Source organism: Pseudomonas hamedanensis, assembly GCF_014268595.2.
GTDB lineage: Bacteria > Pseudomonadota > Gammaproteobacteria > Pseudomonadales > Pseudomonadaceae > Aquipseudomonas > Aquipseudomonas hamedanensis.
On the sequence record NZ_CP077091.1, the window covers coordinates 930,182 to 954,244 of the forward strand.

At 60.4% G+C, this 24,063-nt stretch carries 21 protein-coding genes; 12 read left to right on the forward strand and 9 right to left on the reverse strand.

The annotated features are described in order from the left end of the window. The first annotated feature begins 14 nt into the window (after positions 1-14). Entirely contained in the window at positions 15-1,868 is a 1,854-nt protein-coding gene (locus HU739_RS04025) for a polyurethane esterase (RefSeq protein ID WP_186548420.1), read from the forward strand. Positions 1,869-2,103: 235 nt separating this feature from the next. After that, complete coding sequence (locus HU739_RS04030) at positions 2,104-2,478, forward strand: hypothetical protein (RefSeq protein WP_186548347.1); 375 nt, start codon at positions 2,104-2,106, stop codon at positions 2,476-2,478. Between the two features lie 63 nt (positions 2,479-2,541). Here the strand turns inward: HU739_RS04030 and HU739_RS04035 are convergent, their stop codons facing one another. Further along, positions 2,542-2,766, reverse strand: coding sequence for a YgdI/YgdR family lipoprotein (locus HU739_RS04035; protein ID WP_186548345.1), 225 nt, complete (start codon positions 2,764-2,766; stop codon positions 2,542-2,544). Between the two features lie 190 nt (positions 2,767-2,956). Between HU739_RS04035 and HU739_RS04040 the strand changes: the two genes are divergently transcribed. The 4 genes from HU739_RS04040 to HU739_RS04055 are packed head-to-tail and all read left to right on the forward strand — an operon-like array spanning position 2,957 to position 9,457. Further along, a complete protein-coding gene (locus HU739_RS04040; RefSeq protein ID WP_186548342.1) occupies positions 2,957-4,609 on the forward strand; it encodes a VRR-NUC domain-containing protein in 1,653 nt (550 codons plus the stop codon). After that, a complete protein-coding gene (locus HU739_RS04045) occupies positions 4,606-6,924 on the forward strand; it encodes an ATP-dependent DNA helicase (RefSeq protein ID WP_186548340.1) in 2,319 nt (772 codons plus the stop codon). Before HU739_RS04040 ends, HU739_RS04045 begins: the two co-directional genes overlap by 4 nt. Positions 6,925-6,929: 5 nt before the next feature. After that, a complete protein-coding gene (locus tag HU739_RS04050) occupies positions 6,930-8,870 on the forward strand; it encodes a hybrid sensor histidine kinase/response regulator (protein WP_186548338.1) in 1,941 nt (646 codons plus the stop codon). 56 nt (positions 8,871-8,926) lie between these two features. Continuing rightward, positions 8,927-9,457, forward strand: a complete 531-nt coding sequence (locus HU739_RS04055) for a hypothetical protein (protein ID WP_186548336.1) — start codon at positions 8,927-8,929, stop codon at positions 9,455-9,457. Positions 9,458-9,562: 105 nt separating this feature from the next. Here the strand turns inward: HU739_RS04055 and HU739_RS04060 are convergent, their stop codons facing one another. The 4 genes from HU739_RS04060 to HU739_RS04075 all read right to left on the reverse strand — a co-directional run bounded on the left by HU739_RS04060 (position 9,563) and on the right by HU739_RS04075 (position 12,983). After that, positions 9,563-9,856: a hypothetical protein gene (locus HU739_RS04060; RefSeq protein WP_186548333.1), complete on the reverse strand. Its 294-nt coding sequence runs from the start codon at positions 9,854-9,856 to the stop codon at positions 9,563-9,565. 184 nt (positions 9,857-10,040) lie between these two features. Next, positions 10,041-11,384, reverse strand: a complete 1,344-nt coding sequence (locus HU739_RS04065) for a cation:proton antiporter (RefSeq protein ID WP_186548331.1) — start codon at positions 11,382-11,384, stop codon at positions 10,041-10,043. Between the two features lie 42 nt (positions 11,385-11,426). Continuing rightward, positions 11,427-12,038, reverse strand: a complete 612-nt coding sequence (locus HU739_RS04070) for a Yip1 family protein (protein WP_186548329.1) — start codon at positions 12,036-12,038, stop codon at positions 11,427-11,429. An 87-nt stretch (positions 12,039-12,125) separates the two neighbouring features. Continuing rightward, the gene (locus tag HU739_RS04075) at positions 12,126-12,983 is read right to left on the reverse strand and encodes a glucose 1-dehydrogenase (RefSeq protein ID WP_186548326.1); all 858 of its coding nucleotides are present in this window, start codon (positions 12,981-12,983) and stop codon (positions 12,126-12,128) included. A gap of 683 nt (positions 12,984-13,666) precedes the next feature. Here HU739_RS04075 and zapE point away from each other — a divergent pair. The 3 genes from zapE (at position 13,667) to HU739_RS04090 (ending at position 16,039) form a co-directional block, all read left to right on the forward strand. Beyond that, on the forward strand, positions 13,667-14,785 hold the full coding sequence (gene zapE, locus HU739_RS04080) for a cell division protein ZapE (RefSeq protein WP_186548324.1): 1,119 nt from the start codon (positions 13,667-13,669) through the stop codon (positions 14,783-14,785). 19 nt (positions 14,786-14,804) lie between these two features. After that, positions 14,805-15,386 carry a DinB family protein gene (locus HU739_RS04085; RefSeq protein WP_186548322.1) on the forward strand — a complete coding sequence of 194 codons (582 nt, stop codon included), beginning with the start codon at positions 14,805-14,807 and terminating at the stop codon, positions 15,384-15,386. Positions 15,387-15,541: 155 nt separating this feature from the next. Next, entirely contained in the window at positions 15,542-16,039 is a 498-nt protein-coding gene (locus tag HU739_RS04090) for a GNAT family N-acetyltransferase (RefSeq protein WP_186548320.1), read from the forward strand. Between the two features lie 82 nt (positions 16,040-16,121). On the opposite strand, the gene HU739_RS04095 is transcribed toward HU739_RS04090, so the two are convergent. The 3 genes from HU739_RS04095 to HU739_RS04105 form a co-directional block, all read right to left on the reverse strand. Then, complete coding sequence (locus HU739_RS04095) at positions 16,122-16,331, reverse strand: hypothetical protein (protein WP_186548318.1); 210 nt, start codon at positions 16,329-16,331, stop codon at positions 16,122-16,124. Between the two features lie 242 nt (positions 16,332-16,573). Continuing rightward, positions 16,574-18,322: a phosphoethanolamine transferase CptA gene (locus HU739_RS04100; protein WP_186548316.1), complete on the reverse strand. Its 1,749-nt coding sequence runs from the start codon at positions 18,320-18,322 to the stop codon at positions 16,574-16,576. A gap of 207 nt (positions 18,323-18,529) precedes the next feature. Then, the gene (locus tag HU739_RS04105) at positions 18,530-18,712 is read right to left on the reverse strand and encodes a DUF6026 family protein (RefSeq protein WP_186548314.1); all 183 of its coding nucleotides are present in this window, start codon (positions 18,710-18,712) and stop codon (positions 18,530-18,532) included. A gap of 275 nt (positions 18,713-18,987) precedes the next feature. Between HU739_RS04105 and gnd the strand changes: the two genes are divergently transcribed. The 3 genes from gnd to HU739_RS04120 are packed head-to-tail and all read left to right on the forward strand — an operon-like array spanning position 18,988 to position 22,294. After that, positions 18,988-19,968, forward strand: a complete 981-nt coding sequence (gene gnd, locus HU739_RS04110) for a phosphogluconate dehydrogenase (NAD(+)-dependent, decarboxylating) (RefSeq protein ID WP_186548312.1) — start codon at positions 18,988-18,990, stop codon at positions 19,966-19,968. After that, positions 19,965-21,488, forward strand: a complete 1,524-nt coding sequence (zwf, locus tag HU739_RS04115; RefSeq protein ID WP_186548310.1) for a glucose-6-phosphate dehydrogenase — start codon at positions 19,965-19,967, stop codon at positions 21,486-21,488. The genes gnd and zwf overlap by 4 nt, the downstream gene beginning before the upstream one ends. Beyond that, a complete protein-coding gene (locus HU739_RS04120; RefSeq protein WP_186548308.1) occupies positions 21,485-22,294 on the forward strand; it encodes an HAD family hydrolase in 810 nt (269 codons plus the stop codon). Before zwf ends, HU739_RS04120 begins: the two co-directional genes overlap by 4 nt. A gap of 126 nt (positions 22,295-22,420) precedes the next feature. Here HU739_RS04120 and nhaB read toward each other — a convergent pair whose 3' ends face one another. Next, a complete protein-coding gene (nhaB, locus tag HU739_RS04125) occupies positions 22,421-23,923 on the reverse strand; it encodes a sodium/proton antiporter NhaB (protein ID WP_186548306.1) in 1,503 nt (500 codons plus the stop codon). Positions 23,924-24,063: the final 140 nt, after the last annotated feature.

Sequence of the window (24,063 nt, forward strand, 5' to 3'; positions counted from 1 at the left end):
GAGAGGCAATGGCAATGGGTGTGTATGACTACAAAAACTACGGTACAGCCGAGTCACAGGCATTGTTCAGCGATGCCATGGCGATCACGCTGTATTCCTACCACAATCTCGATAACGGCTTTGCCGCCGGTTATCAGGACAACGGCTTCGGCCTCGGCCTGCCGGCGACGCTAGTCACCGCGCTGATTGGCGGCACGGATTCGCAGGGTGTCATTCCCGGTATCCCGTGGAATCCCGACTCGGAAAAACTTGCCCTGGAGGCGGTGAAACAGGCCGGCTGGACACCGATCACCGCAGCGCAACTGGGTTACGACGGCAAGACCGACGCCCGCGGAACCTTTTTCGGCGAGAAGCCCGGCTACACCAGCGCGCAAGTGGAAATCCTCGGCAAGTACGACGCGCAGGGGCATCTGACGGAGCTGGGCATTGCGTTTCGTGGCACCAGCGGCCCGCGTGAAATCCTCATTGGCGACTCGATTGGTGACGTGATCAACGACCTGCTCGCCGCGTTCGGCCCGGCGGATTATGCGAAGAATTATGTCGGCGAAGCCTTTGGCAATCTGCTCAGCGACGTCGTCGCGTTCGCCCAGGCCAACGGCCTGACCGGCAAGGACGTGCTGGTCAGCGGCCACAGCCTCGGCGGCCTGGCGGTCAACAGCATGGCCGATCTGAGCAGCGACAAGTGGGGCGGATTTTTTGCCGAGTCCAATTACATCGCCTACGCCTCACCCACCCAGAGCAGCACCGACAAGGTGCTTAACATCGGCTACGAAAACGACCCGGTGTTCCGCGCCCTCGACGGCTCGACGTTCACCGGCGCTTCGGTCGGCGTGCACGATGCGCCGCACGCCTCGACCGCCGACAACATCGTCAGCTTCAACGATCACTACGCTTCGAATGCCTGGAACGTGCTGCCGTACTCGATCCTCAATATCCCGACGTGGATTTCACACCTGCCGACCGGCTACGGCGACGGCATGACCCGCGTGCTGGAGTCGGCGTTCTATGACCTGACCAGCCGCGACTCGACGATCATCGTCGCCAACCTGTCCGACCCGGCGCGGGCCAACACCTGGGTGCAAGACCTCAACCGCAATGCCGAGACCCACAAGGGCAGCACCTTTATCATCGGCAGCGACGCCAACGATCTGATTCAGGGCGGTAGCGGCAGCGACTATCTGGAGGGGCGCGCCGGCAACGACAGCTTCCGTGACGGCGGTGGTTACAACGTCATCCTCGGCGGGCAGGGCAGCAACACGCTGGATTTGCAGCAGACGGTGAAGAACTTCGACTTTGCCAACGACGGCGCCGGCACCCTGTATATCCGCGATGCCAACGGCGGGATCAGCATCACCCGTGACATCGGCAGCATCGTCACCCAGGAACCCGGTTTCCTCTGGGGCGTGTTCAAGGACGATGTGGTGCACAGCGTCACAGCCAGCGGTTTGAAATCCGGCACCAGCCTCACCGCCTACGAGTCGAGCAGCAAAGGCAGCGCTGGCGCCGATACCCTCAAGGCCCATGCCGGCGGTGACTGGTTATTCGGTCTTGCTGGCAACGATCATTTGATCGGCGGCGCAGGCAATGACGTGTTTGTCGGCGGCGCCGGGAACGATCTGCTGGAATCGGGGGGCGGCGCGGATACCTTCCTGTTCAATGGTGCGTTCGGCCAGGACCGGGTGGTTGGCTATACGGCCAACGACAAACTGGTATTTCTGGGCGTGCAGGGTGTGTTGCCGGGAGATGATTTTCGCGCACACGCCTCCAGCGCAGGGCAGGATACGCTGCTGACATTCGGGGCGGATTCGGTGACCTTGGTGGGGGTGTCGCTGGGGAGTTTGAGTGCTGACGGGATTGTTATCGCCTGATCCATACCCCTGTGGCGAGGGAGCTTGCTCCCGCTTGAGTGCGCAGCGCTCACCCTTATTTTCGGTCCGCTGCGCGCCCCAGCGGGAGCAAGCTCCCTCGCCACGACAGGTATCAAAAGTGACTCGATAGCCACTCCGTGACTCCAAACCCTGCAAAAACAGGAAAAGCGGCCTAAAGCCAGCACGTGTACACACGTTCTACAGCTAGCCGCCCATGAGCACAGGAGATTCAAACGTGAAAGGTTTCAAGGGGTCTGTGGGTTTCATTGCATGGGTGCTGAGTTCGGCCAGTGTCTGGGCCGATCTGCCTCAAAGCTCGATACTCAGCCGCTACGGCATCACCACTGATCAGCTGCCGGCGCCGGCGGCAACCGAACCGGTGGAGCCGGTCGAAGAGAAGAGCCGTTTTCAGATTCAGCCGGAACAGCCGTTCATGACGATTCGCCTGGGCGACGGCAAGGTGCCGCAAACCACTGGCAATCTGAGCATCGACCGCATGGTGCAGCAGGATCTGGAGCGTTGCCAACGTTTGCAGGGGGAATTGGTGAAGCGGGGCGGGAGTTACCTGTCTTGCGACGGCAGCATTCCCGGAATGCCGACTTTCGAATGACGAAACGATCACTGTAGGTGCTGCCGAAGGTTCGGCAGCTTCTACGGGGAAGACCGCGACGTGTCAGTCTTCCTTGCGAACGGTCGCAACTTCGTCTGCGCGAACCTTGACCTTGGCGCCGGAAATGTCCTCGAACTCGTAGAAACCATCCTCAGTCTTGGTCTTCGGCATGTCCTCGGTCAGGTATTGGGTGCCGTTCTGCAACGTGACCACTGTTTGCGTCGAGCAACCGCCCAGGGCCAGCAGGGCCGTTACTGCCAAGGGGATGCCCAGTGCCTTGATTTTCATACCCACCTCTGATTCCTCATCACGTAATGCCGAGCATTGTCGGCCTCTAACGCGGTTGGTGCCACTACGCCGGGAAAAGTTCGATGGCTCAGTTAAAAAATGCCGCTGATCCTTTTCCGTTTGCACCCGGCGGGGCAGAACTGGTATCTGTACGCATAACCAGTATTCGCCCGCATGGCCCTGAATTTCCGTGACTGCCAATCCCCTCGAAGACCCGTTCTATTACCTCAACAACTTCCGGCAAGTGCTTGACTGGCTTGAACTTCGTTATGCCGATGTGCTGAGCGAAACCGAGCACGGGTTCATCCGCGACTTCAAAGCCTTGCCCTTGGCTGCACAGGGTTTGCTGGTGCGGCTGGTCATGCGCAAGGGCGTGCATTTTCGCGCGAGCAAACTCAATTATGACGAGATCGGTGATATCGAGCAGGCCGCGCAGCCGCTGCTTGATCACGGCTGGCTCGACGCGCAGGCGTCACTGTCCATGGTCGACTTGTTCGATGTGTTGCTCAAGGCCGAGATTCTGCAAGCATTCGGCCCTTTCATCGACCAGCCCAAGGGGCGCAAGGACGATTGGCTGCCGCTGCTGGCCGAGCAGTTTGCCGACGCCCGACGCCTGTGCGACTGGGCGCCGCTGCTCGACGATCGGCTGTTCAGCCTGACGATCATGGACCTGTGCGATCGCTTGCGGCTGATGTTCTTCGGCAACCTGTATCAGGACTGGTCGGAGTTCGTGCTGGCCGACCTTGGCATCTTTATCTACGAAAAAGTTGAATTCTGCAGCGAATCCCGCGGGCTGCGCAGCCGGGCAGACGTTGACGCCTGCCTGTTTCTGCACCAGTGCCAACTGCGTTTCGAGGCGGGCGAACCGCTGCAAGCCATCGCCGAGCAGGTCAGCGCGCTGCACTTCGACAATCCGTGGCTGCAACGCCGTCGGGACAAGGTGCTGTTCCAGATCGGCCAGTACGCCGAGCGCATCGGCGAGCTTGCCTTCGCGCTGAGCGTCTACCGCGAAAGCGCCTGTCCCGGCGCGCGGTTGCGCATGATCCGCGTTCTGGAGCGTTGCGCCGAATACCCGTTGGCGCTGGAACTCGCCACGCTGGCTGAACAGGCGCCGGAAAGTGCCGCCGAGCAACAGGGCCTGCAGCGCATAGTGCCGCGATTGCGGCGCAAACTCGGCGGACCACCGCTGAAACGGGTCAAGGCCAGACCGGTCGAGCGCCTGGACCTGCAACTGCCGCGCAGCGACCCGGCATTGTCGGTTGAGTTTTATGTGCAGGCGCACCTGCATGACGACGACGGCCCGGTGCATTACGTGGAAAACAGCCTGATCAATGCACTGTTCGGCCTGCTGTGCTGGCCGGCGATCTTCGCGCCGCTGCCGGGGGCGTTCTTTCACCCGTTCCAGCGCGGCCCGGTTGACCTGTTGAACGAAGACTTCCAGCAACGCCGCGCCGAGCTGTTCGAGGCGTGCCTGGCCGAACTTGACGACGGCCGTTATGCCGAGACCATTCGCGCCCGGTTTGTCAGCAAATGGGGCATACAGTCTCCGTTCGTGTTCTGGGGCGCCTTGCATGAAGACCTGCTGGAGCAGGCGCTGGCCTGCCTGCCGGCCGAACACCTCAAGCACTGGTTCAGGCGTCTGCTGCTCGACATCAAGGCCAACCGTGCCGGCATGCCTGACCTGATCCAGTTCTGGCCGCAGCACAAGACCTACCGGATGATCGAAGTCAAAGGCCCCGGCGACCGCTTGCAGGACAACCAACTGCGCTGGCTGGAATTCTGTCACGCGCATCAGATGCCGGTCGCGGTGTGTTACGTGCAATGGCTGGAGCAGAGCGCTTGAGCTACAGCGTTGCAGTGCGCGCGTTGTGTGAGTTCACCGCCAAGACCGGTGACCTCGACCTGCGCTTCACCCCGTCGCCGACAGCGCTGGAAGGCATTGTCGGCCATCGCACCGTGGCCGCGCGGCGCAGCGCGCACTACCAGAGCGAAGTGGCGCTGGAAGGCGAGTTCCGCCAGTTGAAAGTCAAGGGCAGGGCGGACGGCTACGATCCGGCGCAAAACTGCCTGGAAGAAGTCAAAACCTACCGTGGCGATTTGAGCAAGCAACCGGCCAATCACCGCCAGTTGCACTGGGCGCAGGCGAAGATCTACGGCTGGTTGATGTGCGGCAAGCTGGGTCTTGAGCAGATCAACCTGGCGCTGGTGTACTTCGACATCGTCAGCGAAAAGGAGACGTGCCTGATCGAGGCGTACAGCGCTGAGGCGCTCAAAACGTTTTTCGAACAGCAATGCGCGCTGTTCCTGCACTGGGCCGAACAGGAAATGGCCCATCGTCAGGCGCGCAATCTGGCAGCGCAGCAACTGGCATTTCCTCATGCCGACTTTCGTCCGGGCCAGCGGCATCTGGCCGAGTCGGTGTTCAAGGCGGTCAGCACCGGTCGCTGCCTGATGGCCCAGGCCCCGACCGGAATCGGCAAAACCCTCGGCACGCTGTTTCCCATGCTCAAGGCGCTGGCACCGCAGCAGCTGGACAAGGTGTTCTTTCTCACGGCCAAGACGCCGGGGCGCAAGCTGGCACTCGATGCCAGTCAGGTGTTGTTCGCCCAATCGCCGGCCTTGCCGTTGCGGGTTCTGGAAATGGTCGCGCGGGACAAGGCTTGCGAGCATCCGGACAAAGCCTGTCACGGCGAATCCTGCCCGCTGGCGCAGGGTTTTTACGACCGCTTGCCCGCCGCCCGTGAAGCCGCGGCCCGGGTCAACCTGCTGGATCAGGCGGCGATGCGTGAAGTCGCCGCGCAGCACGCGGTGTGCCCGTATTACCTGAGCCAGGAAATGGCCCGCTGGGCTGACGTGGTGGTCGCCGACTACAACTATTACTTCGATTTCAGTGCGCTGCTGTTCGGCCTGGCGCAGCTCAATCAATGGAAAGTCGCGGTGTTGGCCGACGAGGCGCACAACCTGGTTGAGCGCGGCCGGCAAATGTACAGCGCCAGCCTTGATCAGTTCACCCTCGCCAGCGTGCGTAAAACCGCACCCGCAGCGCTGAAAAAAGCCCTGCAACGGATCAACCGCGAATGGAACGCCCTGCATGCCCCGCAACTGGCGGCGTATCAGGCGTACGACAAGCCCCCGGAAAAACTGCTGCAAGCGATTGCCCTGGCCTGCGGCGCGATCGGCGATTACCTCAATGAGCATCCGCAGGGTCTGGACAGCGGACTACAGAATTTCTATTTCGACTTGCTGCAGTTTGCCCGTGTCGCGGAGTTGTATGACGCGCATTACCTGTTCGACATCAGCAAACGCGACCTCGACCGCCCGCGTCCGATGTCGCAACTGTGTTTGCGTAACGTGGTGCCGGCGGCGTTCATCGGGCCACGATTGAAAGCGGCGCGCAGCAGCGTGCTGTTCTCGGCGACGCTCAGTCCGCGTGATTATTACGCCGATCTGCTCGGCACCCCGGGCGATACGGTGTGGATCGACGTCGAATCGCCCTTTGCCGCCGAGCAGTTGCAGGTCCGCATCGTCAGCCAGATCTCGACCCGTTTCAATCACCGTCAGGCCTCGCTGGAACCCATCGTCGAACTGATTGCACGCCAGTTCGCTGAGCGCCCGGGTAATTATCTGGCGTTTTTCAGCAGCTTCGATTACGTGCAGCAAGTGGCGACCTTGCTGGCTGAGCGCCATCCCCGGATTCCCTTGTGGCAACAGTCGCGGGGCATGGCCGAAGGGGCGCGACAAGCCTTCCTCGACCAGTTCACCGCGGACAGCCAAGGCGTCGGTTTTGCTGTGCTGGGTGGCGCGTTCGGCGAAGGCATCGATTTGCCCGGCGCCCGGTTGATCGGCGCATTCATTGCCACCCTCGGGCTGGCGCAGCTCAATCCGGTCAACGAACAACTGAAGCGGCGCATGGCGGCGATCTTCGGTGCCGGTTATGACTACACCTACCTGTATCCGGGGGTGCAGAAAGTCGTACAGGCCGCCGGCCGGGTGATTCGCACCCGTGAAGATCGGGGTGTGGTGGTACTGATTGACGACCGCTTTGCCGAATCCCGGGTCCAGCAGCTGTTACCGCGCTGGTGGGCGCTCAAAAACGACCCGGTGGCTGTCCAATTCGACGCAATGACGCATACTTCAGCACATGACACTGTGCGGTGAAAGTGATGAGTGAACACAACAGGACGGCTGCGATCGAGGAGCGGCGTTTCAGGCTGCTGATCGATGCGGTTGTCGACTACGCGATCTACATGATCGACCCGGATGGCATCATCACCAGTTGGAACTCCGGCGCCAAGCGGTTCAAGGGTTACGAGAAAAACGAAATCCTTGGCGAGCATTTCTCGCGGTTCTACACCCCTGACGACCGTGCTGCAGGCCTGCCGCAACAGGCGCTCGACACCGCGATCAACGAAGGACGCTTTGAAGGCGAAGGCTGGCGGGTACGCAAGGACGGCACGCATTTCTGGTCGCACGTGGTGATCGATCCGATCATCGACACCAATGGCCAGTTGCTGGGTTTCGCCAAGATCACCCGCGACCTGACCGACCGCAAGATGGCCGAGGAAACCCTCAAGCAAAGCGAACAGCAGTTTCGCCTGCTGGTGCAGGGCGTTACGGATTACGCGATCTACATGCTCAGCCCCGAGGGGCGCGTCAGCAACTGGAACCAGGGCGCCCAGCGGATCAAGGGCTATCTGCCGGAAGAAATCATCGGTCAGCATTTTTCAATCTTCTACACCCCGGAAGACCGCGATAACGGCGAGCCGCAGCGGGCGCTGGAAATCGCCACCCGCGAGGGGCGCTTCGAAAACCGAAGCTGGCGGATGCGCAAGGACGGCACGCGTTTCCTGGCCCACGTGGTGGTCGATGCGATTCGCGGTGACACGGGCACGCTGCTGGGTTTTGCCAAGATCACCCGTGACGTGACCGAGGCCCACGAAGCGCAGGTGGCGCTGGAGAAAACCCGCGAAGCGTTGTTCCAGGCGCAGAAGATGCAGGCTATCGGACAGCTCAGCGGCGGCATCGCCCATGACTTCAACAACCTGCTGACGGTGATTCTCGGCAACCTGGAAATCGTCCAGAAGCGCGTGGGTGACGACGCCAGGATCGGTCGCCTCCTGGAGAATGCCACTCAAGGTGCCTTGCGCGGCGTATCGCTGACCCAGCGCATGCTGGCGTTCGCCCGCCGCCAGGAACTCAAGACCGAGTCGGTCGATATCCCGCAACTGGTGCAAGGTATCACCGGGCTGCTGCGCAGCTCGCTGGGACCGGGAATCCGCATCGAGACGCGGTTTCCCGAGGGGCTGGAACCGGTACTCGCCGACAACAATCAATTGGAACTGGCGTTGCTCAACCTGGCCACCAACGCCCGCGATGCCATGCCAGAAGGTGGCTGCGTGATCATCGCTGCGCAACCGCAAGTGGTGCTTGAACAAAGCCATGCGACGCTGGCGGCGGGGCGTTATGTCTGCCTGAGTCTGACCGATGATGGCGAGGGCATGGACGCTAGCACCTTGTCCTCGGCCAGGGACCCGTTTTTCACCACCAAGGGCTTGGGCAAAGGCACCGGGCTGGGGCTGTCGATGGTGCATGGCTTTATCGAACAGTTGGGCGGGCGTTTCGTCCTCAAAAGTGAAAAAGGCCACGGCACCACCGCTGAACTGTGGATTCCGGTGGCCGGCGAGGGCGCGCCAAGCCGGTCACAGAGCCGGTCTGCCGAGCCAATCACGGTGCCAAGGCTCAGCGTACTGGTGGTGGACGACGACTCTCTGGTGCTCACCAGCACCAGTCTGTTGCTGGAGGACCTCGGCCATCGGGTGGTCAGTGCTACCTCGGGCAATCAGGCCCTGAAGCTGTTCGATGCGGGCGAAGTCATCGACCTGATGATCACCGACATGGCCATGCCGCACATGAGCGGTGCGCAACTGGCGCATGCCGTGCGTTTGCTCAAGCCGGACCTGCCGATCATTCTCGCCACCGGTTATGCCGAACGCCTGGAAGGGTTCGCCGCGCAACTGCCACGACTGCCCAAGCCATTCACGCAGATGAACCTGGTCGAAATCATCGCCCGGTCGATGAAAAGGGACACTGGTCGATCCGGCTGAACTTGTCGGAATACGCAGCCTTCCAATGGTCTTTATTCATCTGGAGGGCGCGTCTTTTGCCTCGCATACTGACTCAGTCGACCGCTGAAGAAACCCTGACCGAACATAACGCCAAGATGTTCGGCTCGCCCAAGGAACGGCTGGATTTCTATCGCCGGGAAATCCAGTACGAGACCAGCATCCTCGCCAATCGCACCGACGCCTATCTGGCGGCGCAGTCGTTTCTGGTGATCGCCTTCGCCTCGTGCATGGCTAACCTCAATCCGGAATGGGGCAAGATGTTCACCCTGGTGGTGCCGCCGTTTCTGGCGTTGCTCGGCGTGCTCAGTTCGCTCAACGCCTGGCCGGGGATTCGCGCGGCGTACGACATCATTGACCACTGGCATTTCAAGCAAAGCCAATTGCTGCACAGTGAACCGGTGATGGGCCTGGCCTATGACGAGTCGCCGCTGTTCAGCGAGATGGAATCGAGCCACAAGGGCTATCGCAAGTCGCTGCTGTTTTCGGTGCGCACGCCGTGGATCTTTGCCACGTTCTGGGTTTTGTTGGGCGTTTATGCGGTGTTTATTCAGGTGACCAATCCATGAGGTGGATGGGCCGACGAGTCGCTTGCGCTGAATTGGTGGTGGGGCGGGATGTCTCCTCACCCCAGCCCTCTGGCGAAAGAGAGCGCTGGGGTGATGAGTCTTGGATTACGCCGTCTCAAGCTCACGTCGCGTTTGCACGGCATTCTGCACCGCCGCTGGAATGGGCGGGAAATCTTCGTTCAAGACATACAAATGGTCGATCGCGTCTTCAAACTTCGCATCGGCTTTCTTGCGCAAGGCTCGGTATTGCTCGAATCGCTCGAAGTCCGTCGGGGTCGTTTCAAGCAGTTCGTTCGCCGCTTTGTTCAGCGCGTGGGCTTCTTCGAACAGTTGGCGGTTGCGTTCCAGAGCCAGCGCTCTGCAAGCCTTGATTTGCGCAGGAGTCGAGCATTCGTTCATGACCGTGACCTTAATGTTGTCGAGGTTCCTTTTCATAGGCAGCGTGCCGCAGGGGAACCGAACCTGCCGGGCCGCGCCGGGTGATTGGCGCGGTTAATGTTGTGACCCGCGCTCGGGGCTGGCTGATCCATTTTTTTGCAGAAAAAAATTCGATTATTTCCAACGATTTGAAGCGCTTGAAAAATCAGCTTTTTCGTTTCTTCAACTGCTCGTACCGCGCAAGCATTGGCTGCGTACTCACGCCGTGCAGGAGAATGCTCAGGGCCAGCACGGATAAGGTGATGTCGGTGCACACCGTCGCCACCTCGGCGCTCAAGCCGTGGTTCAAGGCAAAAAACAGATAAAACAGACTGCCGATGCCGCGAATGCCAAACCAGCCGATCAGCCCGCGTTGGGGCCAACTGAGCAAGCTGCCCCAAGGCATCACGGCCACGCTCAGCGGACGAATCAGACAAAACAGTACCGCGCCAATCCACAACGCTCGCCAATCCCAATGGGCAATCAGTACGACGCCGAGCAGGGTGACCAGAAACACTTCCATCGCTCGCTCGACCAGGCTGCCGAAGGCGAGCATGTCGCCCATCATGATGCCGGCGGCCACCTGGCTGTCCTGCAGTTGCGCGGTATCGCCATGCACCGCGTCCTGCGGTTCGACGTTCTGATGGCCAACCACGGGTTGCACCAGCTGCTCGGCCGGTGGTTGGGTGACGCCGGTGGATTTGACTTCCTCCTGGCGTAAGCCGAGGCCTGCGGCGAACACTGAGAGAAATCCGTAGCCGCCTATTGCATCCGCAGCCACGTAAGCCAGTGCAATTAACGCCAGCGTGAGGTAGTCATTTGGCCCCAGTGTGCTGTCCTCATTGTGAATCCGCAGTGACAGGGCGATGCGGCCGATGCCACGGCCCATCCAGTAACCGGTCAGCAGACCCGCCGGCACGGCCCACAACAGGCTGCGCAACACCCAGTCCTGCCATTCACCGGGGCTGCCATCGCCGTGCAACAACAGCAGGCCGAGAATTACAAAAGGGAACGCAACGCCGTCGTTGAGTCCAGCCTCTCCGGAAAGGCCGAAACGCACGCTGTCGACGTCCTGCGCATCGTTGACCTGCACCAGCGCGGCGAGGACCGGATCGGTCGGTGCGAGAATCGCGCCGATGAGCAATGACGGCCCCCACGGCAATTGCAGGCCCCAATGCAGCAGCAGGCACACGCCGATGATCGTCAGCAGCATGACCGGCCCGGCGAGGCCGAAAGCGATGCACCAGGTTTTGTTGCGCAGCGGCAGGCGCAATTTCAATCCGCAGACAAACAGCGAAAAGAGCACCGCGACTTCAGTCAGGTGCTCCATCCATAGCGAAGCGTTTTCCAGCGACAGTTTCAGCAGGTTCAGGCCACTGGGGCCGATAACGATGCCTAGCAGCAGGCACACCGCTGACGTTGTGACCGGCAGCCAGCGCAGCCACGAAGAGGTCAGGGCCAGGGTCAGCAGCACGCCGCCGAGCACCGCGACCCATACGCTGAAGTTCATCTTCGGGCACCGCCACGTGTCGTCAGGCGCAAACGCACCGGATCAACCCGCATGGGTGCGCAAATACTCAGGCGTGAGCACGTTGAACCACAGCAGGATCATCGACACCAGGATTGTCACCAGCACCAGCAGACCGACGCCCCAGACACTCGCCGAGTACAACAGGCCTTGCTCCCGGCGTTCATGCATGAACGTCGGCAGACCGACGAACAACAGGAACGTCGAATACACCGATGCCGCCCCCAGCACCAGAATGGCCAGCCAGCGGCTTGGGTAAAGGCCGGCGATTCCGGCGATGAAAAAAGGCGTCACGGTGTAGGCGGCAAAGCCGATGCACTGATTTGGCGTCGGGCGGGTATCGAAGGAGCGCGACATCCAGCGGATGAAACCGCCCATCAACGCCACGCCGATAACTATGGTCAGGTACAGCAAAACGCACAACTGAACAGCGCTCGCGGCGCTCAGCTTGACCGTCTCACCCGCGGCGAGGCTCCAGCCGACATAGGTGGTGCCGACGAACAGGCAGACAGCAGGAATCAGCGCCAGGACCAGCAAATGCGCAAGATAGTGGCGCGGATGAGCCTCTTCTTCGCGGCGGATATCGGTCCAGGCGAAATTGGGTTGGGTGAAGAGTTTGACGATCGGTGCGGACATGACGATCTCCTTTTCCTGACGGCCCGTTGGGCGCTTACAGGTATGGAGAGGCGTCATGCCGCTGGGTTCAGTTTTTCTTGAACACGGTTACAGCATCGGTTTGCCGCCGGTCACGCCGTAGCGCTGGCCGGTGATGTAACTGGCTTGATCCGACGCCAGCAGCACGTAGATCGGCGCGACTTCCACCGGCTGGCCGGGGCGGCCGAGTGGCGTGTTGCCACCGAAGTTCTGCACTTCTTCCTCGGGCATGGTCGAGACGATCAACGGCGTCCAGATCGGTCCGGGTGCCACGCTGTTCACGCGGATTTCCTTAGGCCCGAGCATCTGCGCCAGGCCACCGGTGAAGTTGGCGATGGCGCCTTTGGTGGTGGCGTAGGCGAGCAGGGTGGGTTTGGGCATGTCCGAATTGACCGAACTGGTGTTGATGATCGATGAACCGGGACGCATGTGTTTGATCGCCGCCTGGCACAAGCGGAAGATCGCGGTGATGTTGACGTCGAAGGTCATCACCCATTCGTCATCGGGGATGTCTTCGAAGTTCTCGTGGGTCATCTGGAACGCTGCGTTGTTCACTAGCACGTCAATACGCCCGAAGCGTTCAACGGTCTTGTCGACCAGCGCCTGGCAATGGGCTTTTTCGGCGATATCGCCAGGCAGCAATAGGCATTGACGCCCGGCCTGTTCAACCCAGCGTGCGGTTTCCTGGGCGTCTTCGTGTTCGTTGAGGTAGGCGACGGCGACGTCGGCGCCCTCACGGGCAAAGGCAATCGCCACCGCGCGGCCGATGCCGCTGTCAGCGCCGGTGATCAGGGCGATCTTGCCGCTCAGTCGCCCGGAGCCAACGTAGCTTTGCTCGCCGCAGTCGGGGTACGGTTCCATTTTACGCTGCGAGCCGGGCACCGGTTGGGCTTGTTGGGGGAAGGGTGGTTTTGGATAGTCAGTCATCGCGGGTCTCCTGATTTCAAGGCCAGTGTTCGGGGTTGACCCGATGGCTTTGCCTTGAGTTCGATCGGATTTGCAGCGGATTTAGTTCGCGGAGATCGCATCCAAATGTGGGAGCGAGCCCCCTCCCACAATTGGTTTTGTGGCGGGCAGTAATAACTCTGGTGTACTCCAAACCTGTGGGAGCGGGCTTGCTCGCGAAGGCGCCGGGTCAGTGACATCAATGCTGACTGGCCCACCACCTTCGGGAGCAAGCCCCCTCCCACAATTGGTCTTGTGGTGGGCAGTAATAACTCTGGTGTACCTAAACCTGTGGGAGCGGGCTTGCTCGCGAAGGCGCCGGGTCAGTGACATCAATGCTGACTGGCCCACCACCTTCGGGAGCAAGCCCCCTCCCACAATTGGTTTTGTGGCGGTCAGTAATAACTCTGGTGTACCCAAACCTGTGGGAGCGGGCTTGCTCCCGAAGGCGCCGGGTCAGTGACATCAATGCTGACTGGCCCGCCACCTTCGGGAGCAAGCTCCCTCCCACAATTGGTTTTGTGGTGGTCAGTAATAACTCTGGTGTACCTGAACCTGTGGGAGCGGGCTTGCTCGCGAAGGCAATTGATCGGTTTGGAAACCTTGGCTGACCCACCGCTTTCGTGCAGCGCCGCTCGTGTCGCGGTCATGGCATACTGCCGCGCATGAATTTCGACTCCCCCCTGAGTGCTTGGCAACACGCGGTCCAACATAAGGGCTTCATCCAGGATGAAGCTCAGGAACACGCGGTCTGGGCGCTGCAAAAATGCCATGAAGCCTTGCACAGCGGTGCCCGCTCCGTCAGCGGTGTGTACTTGTGGGGCCCGGTCGGACGCGGCAAGACCTGGCTGATGGATCAGTTCTATCAGAGCCTGCGCGTGCCCGCCCGGCGCCAGCACTTTCACCACTTCATGGGGTGGGTGCATCAGCGCTCGTTTCAACTGACCGGCATCGCTGATCCCTTGCGGGCATTGGCGCGCGAATTGGCCGCAGAGGTCCGCGTGCTGTGCTTCGATGAGCTGTTCGTCAACGATATTGGCGACGCGATTATTCTCGGGCGCCTGTTTCAGGTCATGTTCGACGAAGGCGTAGTGGTGGTCTGTACCTCCAACCTGCCGCCGGACGATCTGTATGCCGATGGCTTCAACCGCGACCGGTTTACCCCCGCGATTGCCGCGATCAAGGCGCACATGCAAGTGGTCGCAGTGAACGGCGCCGAGGATCACCGCCTGCATCCGGGCGCCATTGAACGGCGTTATTTTGTCGGTGCGGCCGGATCACCGAGCGCATTGTCCGAGGTGTTCAACGTACTGAATGCCGGGCAACCGGCCGCTGCCGAGTCCGTTGCCGTGGGTCACCGAGTGCTCAATGTGGTGCGGGCCAGCCAAACCGTGCTGTGGTGCCGTTACGCTGATCTGTGCGAGCAACCGTTCGCCGCGATGGACTTCATCGCGCTGTGCGACCGCTACCGGGCTATTCTGTTGAGCGAAGTGCCGAACCTGAGTGCGCGCAAGCGCGAGGGGCGCATTGCTCGCGGCACCGAAGATGGCGCCGTACGGGTGATCGCAGGTGATCGCGAACTGCCGCAGTTGTCGGTGCACGACGATGGCGTACGTCGATTCATCGCACTGGTGGACGAGTGCTACGACCGTAAAGTGCCGTTGTACATCGAGGCACAGGTGCCGATGGATGCGCTGTACACCGAGGGTTATCTGCAGTTCCCGTTCCGCCGCACCCTCAGCCGTCTACAAGAGATGCAACTGCAGCGTTTCGCCGAAGCTTGAACATGGAGAGGGCGCCGACATGAGCCAACCGCTGTCCCATCATTTGCTGACCATGGCCTATCAAAATGCCTGGGCCAATCATCGTCTGGCCAAGGCCTGGATCCAGCTCGACGCCGCTGAACTGGCGGCGCCACGGGTGAGCTTCTTTCCAGGCATCCGCCTGACGCTCAACCACATTCTCACCTGCGACTGGTTTTACGTCGATGCGCTGGAGCGAGAGCTGCGCGGTGACGAGCCGCACCCGGACTGCTACGTGTTCTTCAATCAGGACGAGCCATTTACCGAAGCCGCCTCGTTGCGCGACGAGCAGGCCCGCGTCGACCGACGGTTGATCGCTTATTGCGAACAACTGCGCGATGCCGAGCTGACGCGAATCGTCACCATTGCGCGCGACGCACCGCAACATGACAGTCGTCTGCGTCTGCTGTCGCATCTGTTCGAGCATCAGATCCATCATCGGGGTCAGGTCCATGCGATGCTCAGCGGGACGTCGATCGAACCACCGCAACTGGATGAATTTTTCTGTGCCGGCGAAAGCGCACTGCGCGCCGAAGACTTTGCCGAACTGGGCTGGACCGAGGAACTGATCTGGGGACATTGATAAAGCAAAAGAGCGCAGCGGCCCCACGCAGCTGCTGCCGAAGGCTGGGATCTTTCTATTTTCCAATTGTGGCCCGGTCCGCACTCGCGCTAAGGTCGGCCAGCCTTTCAGTTCGCACTTTGCGTGCCGGGGCGATTGTTTGTTCGGGGATGGAAATGGATTCCGCAGAAATTCTTGTGCTTCAGGCCAGCTACACCAATCCGTTACACGCCGAGGCCATCGGTATCGTGCTCAATCATTATGCAGAAGACCCCATGGGCGGCGGACACCCGATCGCCCCGGAGCTGTTGCAACGCCTGCCCGAAGAACTTGCGCGGCGGCCCTATGCTTTCAGCGTGCTGGCGTTTGTCGGGGGCGAGCCGGCCGGTCTGGTGAACTGTTTCGAGGGCTTTTCAACCTTTGCCTGCAAACCGCTGGTCAATGTCCACGATGTCGCGGTGGTCGGCAAATTCCGCGGCCTCGGCCTGAGCCAGAAAATGCTGTGCAAGGTCGAGGACATCGCTCGTCAGCGCGGTTGCTGCAAGATCACCCTGGAAGTCCTCGCAGGCAACGCCGTGGCACAAGGCGCTTACCGCAAATTCGGTTTCGCCCCGGGGATGTTCAATCCCGATCATGGGCAGATGCTGTTCTGGATCAAGAACCTGCAGGCATAAAAAAGGCGCCCGAAACGGGCGCCAACTGTCTACTTCCAGGCCAGAGCGAAGCCATGGAAGGTCCATCGGTGATGCACAACATTCAGTCGCGATAAGACTCGGTGACTTGCGCGGTCTGGTCGGCGGGAACGCGGATTTCTTTTGCGTCAGCGTCGGCCTTCTGTGCGCTTTGCGCGTGCTGGACCGGGAAGTTGTCGTAGTAGTAACGCATGCGCTCGGCGCCGCCCTCGGCGAAAACGCTCGAAGAGACGAGGGCGAGCAGTGCAGCGAACATTGCGGTAGTGATTTTCATGGTGCCTCCTACTGAACAAGTGGGAGTCGTTCATCCATGAAGCAGACCTCGAAGATGAGTGTGGTTCGGCGGCATTAAGTTGGTGTTAAGGGCTTGGTCGACAGGTTCGGTTGCCTTGTCTTCGATCCAGGGAAATTGCGTTTATACGAAGATGAGAGGGCGCAGGGTTTCAAAGGTGGGGGATTACTGGCATTCGAGCAGGCTTCTGGAAATAAAAAGGGGCCGGTCAAGGCCCCTTCGGTTTACTGCTTTGCCGCCTCTGCGACGGTGTCTCCAGGCTTCTTCGGCTTCATCAAACTGAAATCAATCAACGCGCGCTGCTGGGTCTGGTACGGATCACCAATCAGCAACGGGCGAACCTTGAAGCTGTCGCTGACCAGGCTCTTGCTGCGGTCGAGTTCGTCGAAGCTCAGGCCGGCCATGTCGGCCCAGGTGTGGATCAGGTGCGAGCTGCTGTACGGTCGCTCCAGGTCGGCGGCGAAGTTCCAGTCGTGGGTTTCCTTCCACTTCGGCGATGCCCAGGCCATGAACGGAATGGTGTACATCGGCGCAGTCGGTTTGTTTTCGTTGCGGCCCAGGGTTTTGTGGCCGACCGAGTCGAACACGTCTTCACCGTGGTCCGAGAGGTACAGCAGGAAGCCGTTCGGATCAGATTTGGCGTAATCCTTGATCAGGCTCGACACGACAAAGTCGTTGTACAGCACGGCGTTGTCATAGCTGTTGTAGGTCGGCACCTGGTCGTCCCGCACGCCCGCCGGTACGCCCTGGCGATCCTGGAACATGTCGAACGTCGGCGGATAGCGGTACTGGTAGCTCATGTGCGTGCCAAGCAAATGCACGACGATCAGCTTGCGCGGCGCCGCGTCAGCCAGAGCCTTGTTGAACGGCTCGATGACGTCGCCATCGTATTGCGCGGCGTTCTGGTTGCGGTTGTTGTTCAGGTACACCTGCTCGTCGGCCTGTTCGGAGAAGGTCGTGAGCATGGTGTTGCGCTTGGTCATGGTCTGCTGGTTGGTGATCCAGAACGTTTTGTACCCGGCCTGTTTCATTACGCTGACCAGCGACGGAGTCGTCAGGTACAGGTCCGGATGCTCTTCGTCAGCGAAGGTCAGCACCTGCTGCAACGCCTCGATGGTATACGGGCGAGGGGTGACGACGTTGTTGAACACCGCCAGTTGGTCCTTGAGCTTGTCCAGTTCCGGCGTGGTGTTGCGCTGATAGCCGTAGAGGCTCATGCGCTGACGGTTGGTCGATTCGCCGATGACCAGCACCAGCGTCGCCGGCTGATTGGCGGAGGCGTCCTTGAGGTTTTTCAGCGGAGGGATCTTGCTCACGTTGTGCAGCATGCCCTGCATGTCGGCGAGGGTTTCCTGATAACGGTGATACGCCACGACCATCTGCCAAGGCACGGCCGGCTCGATACGGGTTTCGAATTTTTCGAAGCCCTGGGCGAAAGAGCCCATGCGCATTGTCTGTTTGACCAGTGGGTAGCCGATCACCGCGATCAGAATCGCCATCGCCGCAACGAAGGCGCGGCCACGCGGCATGTACACCGGGCGCAGACGAGTCCACAGGAAGTAAGCGAATGCGGTATGCGCGAGGAACGCCGGAACCATCCACCAGGCAAAGTACTGGGTCATGTACTCGCCAGCTTCAGAGATGTTCGATTCGAACATGATGAAGATGACGCTCTGGGAGAACTCCTGCTCATAGATGAAGAAATAGCCAAGGCTGGCCATCGAGCAGGCCCATAGCACCACGCCGATCAGGGCGGCGAGCAAGCGGGTGTGTCTGGGGAAAAGCAACATCGGCGCCAGCCAGATCGCGCTCATGACAAACGCCTGGCGGAAACCGGTGAAGCCGGAAGTGCCGGTCAACTGAATCAACAGTTGGGTGATACCGGAGAAGTACCAGAAAAATACGAACAGCCAGAGAAAACCAGCCCAGTCGAAACCTGTCGCAGTCGTTTTGCTGCGTTTGAACAATGCCATTCAGCACTCCAGCTCAGTCATCAAACCACCGCCGGAACGCATCCATGACACCGACGAACAAAAGCCGTACGCGCAGGTACGGCCAGAATGGGGGCGGAGTATCCCCAAGCGAATGTGAAAGTTTCGTTAATCGGCGCCATGCAACCGCCGCAAGCGCAGGGTGGAACAGGTCGGGAACGACGATGGCCGCTCCCGAAGCAGGCGGGATCAGGCGTTGGGCGCGCGCAGCACAACCGGGCGGGGTTGGGGCTGGGCGTCTTGAGTCAATGCGCGCAGCTGCGCCAACTCGTGTTTCAACTGATCGCGCTCGTCTTTCAACTGACGCAATTCATCGCGACGGATCGTGACGTAGAGGGTTTGTGGCGGCATTGCTGTGTGTACTGTGCCCATTGCTCACCTCGCAAATGGCGTGCATCAACTGTAAGTCGCCCTCGCTTTCGAGGTGCGTGACTTACTATCGGCGCCAATTTTGATTTCTTTTGCCTGTGAATGGAACTTTTTTATTTTTCATGGTCGGTGTGTCTTCGGCACGATTCGAGGCGTTATCAGTCTGGATCGGGCACAATGCCCGGAAACTTCATCGCAACGCTCTGGACTAACCTCCATCAACCGCGTTGGGCTATAACCAATGACACACATTTATTTGTAGTAAGGAGCATCAGCACATGCAACTCGGGATTATTGGACTGGGCCGCATGGGCGGTAATATTGCGCGGCGCCTGATGCTCAACGGTCACACCACCGTTGTTTACGACCGCAATACCGCTTTCATCGACACCCTGGCCGCCGAGGGCGCCATGGGCGTCGCCGACCTGCCGGCCCTGGTGGCCGGTCTGGACAAGCCACGCGCCGTCTGGGTCATGCTGCCGGCCGGTGCGCCGACCGAAGAGACCATCGACACCCTGAGCAATCTGCTTGAAGCCGGCGACACCATCATCGACGGCGGCAACACCAATTATAAAGATGACATCCGCCGGGCCAAGACTTTGGGCGAGAAGGGCCTTCACTACATCGACGTCGGCACTTCCGGCGGCGTCTGGGGCCTGGAGCGCGGCTACTGCATGATGATCGGTGGCGACGCCGAGACGGTTAAGCGTCTTGACCCACTGTTCGCCGCTCTGGCACCGGGCATGGGCGACATCCCGCGTACCAGGGATCGCAAATCCGACGACCACCGCGCCGAACACGGCTACATCCACGCAGGTCCCGCCGGCGCCGGGCACTTCGTCAAGATGATCCATAACGGCATCGAGTACGGCATGATGGCCGCGTTCGCCGAAGGCTTCGACATCCTCAAGACCAAATCCAGCGAGCGCCTGCCGGAAGATCAGCGTTTCGACCTGAACGTGGCCGACATTGCCGAGGTCTGGCGTCGCGGCAGCGTGGTGTCCTCGTGGCTGCTCGACCTGACCGCCGATGCGCTGGCCAGCGACCCGAAACTCGACGGTTTCTCCGGCTCCGTAGCGGACAGCGGCGAAGGCCAATGGACCATCGAGGCGGCCATGGAGCAAGCGGTGCCGGTGCCGGTGCTGTCCAACTCGCTGTTCTCGCGCTACCGCTCGCGCGGCCAGGGCACCTTCGGCGACAAGATCCTGTCCGCACAGCGTTTCGGCTTCGGCGGCCACGTGGAGACAGCCAAGAAATGACCCATACGATCCGCAGAAAATCCAAGGCAGAACCCGCACCACCGACCACGCTGTTTCTGTTCGGTGCCCACGGCGACCTGGTCAAGCGCTTGCTGATGCCGGCGCTGTACAACCTCAGTCGCGACGGCCTGCTGGACGATAATCTGCGGATCGTCGGCGTCGACCACAACGCAATTACCGATGACGCCTTTGCGCAGAAGCTCGAGGATTTCATCCGCAGCGAAGTGGCGGCGAAGGTCGGCAAGGGCGATCAGATGCTTGATCCGGCCTTGTGGGCCAAGCTCGCCAAAGGCATCAGCTACGTCCAGGGCGACTTTCTGGACGACAGCACTTATTCAGCGCTGGCGGCGAAAATCGCCGCCAGCGGTACCGGCAATGCGGTGTTCTACCTGGCCACCGCGCCACGTTTCTTCAGCGAAGTAGTGCGCCGACTCGGCAGCGCCGGTTTGCTCGAAGAAACCCCCGAAGCGTTCAGAAGGGTGGTAATCGAGAAGCCGTTCGGCTCCGACCTGCAGACCGCTGAAGCCTTGAACGCTTGCCTGCTCAAGGTGATGACGGAAAAGCAGATCTACCGGATCGACCATTACCTGGGCAAGGAAACCGTGCAGAACATCCTCGTCAGTCGGTTTTCCAACAGCCTGTTCGAAGCTTTCTGGAACAACCATTACATCGACCACGTGCAGATCACTGCCGCCGAAACCGTCGGCGTCGAAACCCGTGGCAGCTTTTATGAACACACCGGTGCCTTGCGGGACATGGTGCCCAATCACTTGTTTCAGTTGCTGGCGATGGTCGCCATGGAACCGCCAGCGGCGTTCGGCGCCGATGCGGTGCGCGGCGAGAAGGCCAAGGTCGTGGGGGCGATTCGTCCCTGGACCGTCGAGGAGGCCCGCGCCAACTCGGTTCGCGGCCAGTACAGCGCCGGTGAACGCGACGGCCAGCCATTGAACGGCTACCGCGAAGAACCCAATGTTTCGCCCGACAGCACCACGGAAACCTACGTCGCACTGAAAGTGATGATCGACAACTGGCGCTGGGTCGGCGTGCCGTTCTACCTGCGCACCGGCAAACGCATGAGCGTGCGCGACACCGAAATCGTCATCTGCTTCAAACCGGCGCCTTACGCGCAGTTCCGCGACACCGAAGTGGATGAATTGCAGCCGACCTACCTGCGCATCCAGATTCAGCCCAACGAAGGCATGTGGTTCGACTTGCTGGCGAAACGACCCGGGCCGACGTTGAACATGGCCAATATCGAGCTGGGCTTCGCCTACAAGGATTTCTTTGAGATGCAGCCGTCCACCGGCTACGAAACGCTGATTTATGACTGCCTGACCGGCGATCAGACACTGTTCCAGCGCGCCGACAACATCGAGAATGGCTGGCGCGCGGTGCAGCCGTTTCTCGATGCCTGGCAGGAGGATGCAAGCGTCGAGACGTACGCAGCGGGTGAAGATGGCCCCAAAGCGGCTGAAGATCTTTTGACTCGCGATGGCCGCGTCTGGCATGGCCTGGGATGAGCAAACCGATCCGTTTTCTACTGAGTGACATGGACGGCACGCTGTTGCTGCCCGATCACACGCTGAGTCAGCGCACCATTGACGCGGTGCGATCGCTGCGCGAGGCGGGCGTGTTGTTCAGCCTCGCAACCGGACGCCCCCCGCGCGCCATGTTGCAGCAGATCGAGGCCTTGGGCGTTGATCTGCCGACCGCGGCGTTCAACGGTGGCACTATCGTCAATCCCGACGGCACTTTGCTGGCCGCGCATTATTTACCGGCGACAACGGCGCTGATCGCACTGGCGCAATTTGCCGATCAGCCGGATGTCGAGATTTGGGTCTTCAGTGGCGGCGACTGGTTGCTCAAGGATCCGCACGGGCCGATGGTGCCCCGCGAGCAGCACGGTCTGGGCTACCCGCCGGTAGTGGTGGAAAGCTTCGAACCGTATCTGGACCGCATCGACAAGATCGTCGCCACCAGTAACAACACCGAACTGTTGATCGAACTGGAAGCGCAACTGCTGCCGAAGGTCAACGGCATGGCACAAGTGTCGCGTTCACAACCGGTGTATCTCGATGTCACTGCACTGGAGGCCAATAAAGGCACCGCACTGACGACCATTGCCGATTACCTCGGCGTGCCGCTGGAGCAAACGGCTGCAATCGGCGACGGCGGCAACGACCCGGCGATGTTCAAATGCGCCGGCCTGTCGATCGCCATGGGCCAGGCGGAGGAGGCGGTGAAACGTCAGGCTGATGTCGTCACCGCGCCAAACACCGAAGACGGCGTGGCCCAGGCGATCGAGCAATACATCCTCCCGCGCTGATCCAGCACAAAACCCAACTGTAGGAGCGAGCCTGCTCGCGAATGCGGTGTGTCATTCAACGGTTGGGTTGCCTGACACTGCCCCTTCGCGAGCAGGCTCACTCCTACATGGGATTTGTGGTGTCTGTCAGAGCCAATAACTCACGGCATACCAGCCGAGCAGGCCCATGACCACGGTATAGGGCAGCGCCATCCACACCATTCGCCCGTACGACAAGCGCACCAGCGGTGCAATCGCCGAGGTCAGCAGGAACAGGAACGCGGCCTGACCATTAGGCGTCGCCACACTCGGCAGATTGGTGCCGGTGTTGATCGCAATCGCCAGCGTCTCGAAATGCTCGCGGCTCATGTGGCCGGCGAGGAAGGCCTGTTTGACTTCGGTGATGTAGATCGTCGCGACAAACACATTGTCGCTGATCGCCGAGAGCAACCCGTTGGCAATAAACAGCATGCCCGGCTGCTGGTCCACCGGCAGGGCAAGCACCCACTGAATCAGCGGGGCAAACAGTTGTTGATCGTGAATCACCGCGACCACGGCAAAAAACACCACCAACAGCGCGGTAAACGGCATCGCATCCTTGAACGCAGTGCCCAGGCGATGCTCATCGGTGATCCCGGTAAACGCGGTGATCAACACAATCACCATCAACCCGATCAGGCCGACTTCAGCGATATGAAAGGCCAGGCAACCGATCAAAATCAGCGCCGCCGCACCTTGCACCAGCAATGCTGCAGTCTGACGCGTCGTGCGCTCGGCGTTGTCTTCGGCGGCGTAGTTCGCCAACACGGTGCGCACGTTATCCGGTAAAAGCGTGCCGTAACCGAACCAGCGCAGCTTTTCCAGCAGCACGCACGTCACCAGACCCGCCGCCAGAACCGGTAGGGAGACCGGCGCGACTTTCTGGAAAAATTCGCCGAAATGCCAGCCCATCTCGTGACCGATCAACAGGTTCTGCGGCTCGCCCACCAGCGTGCACACGCCGCCGAGCGCTGTACCGACCGCGCCGTGCATCAACAGGCTGCGCAGGAAAGCGCGAAATTGGTTCAGGTCATCGTGATGCAGCGTGGGCAGGTGCTGGTCGTCGCTGAACTCGCTGTCCTGGCGTGGATCGTTGCCCGAAGCCACGCGGTGGTACACCGAATAAAACCCCACCGCCGCGCTGATGATCACGGCAGTCACGGTCAGGGCATCGAGGAATGCCGAGAGAAACGCCGACAAAAAGCAGAACAGCAGCGACAGAATTGCTTTCGAACGCACGCCCAACAACAGGCGCGAGAATAGAAAGAGCAGCAGATCTTTCATGAAGTAGATGCCGGCGACCATGAACATCAGCAGCAGAATCACCGGGAAGTTATGCAGCAACTCGTCATAGAGTGCCTGCGGCGTAGTCATCTTCAGCAGTAGCGCTTCGACCAGCAGCAAACCGCCGGGCATCAGCGGGTAGCACTTGAGCGCCATGGCCAGGGTGAAGATGAATTCGATCACCAACAACCAGCCCGCTACGACCGGGCCTACGGTGAACAGCACCAGCGCGTTGATAATCAGGAAACCGATGATTGTCGCCTTGTACCAGCGCGGCGACTGCCCGAGAAAGTTGTGCGCGAACGCCTGGGCCATTGATCCGGACATCGGTTGCTCCTTGTTTTATTGAAGGGCGCAAGTTGCCGGATGTGACGGGCAAGTTCAAGTGGGGCGTGGGTTTTGTCTCAATCACCCATGGGGCGACGCTGTTCCGTCCGCCTTGCGAACGATCAAGTTTTGCGTGCATG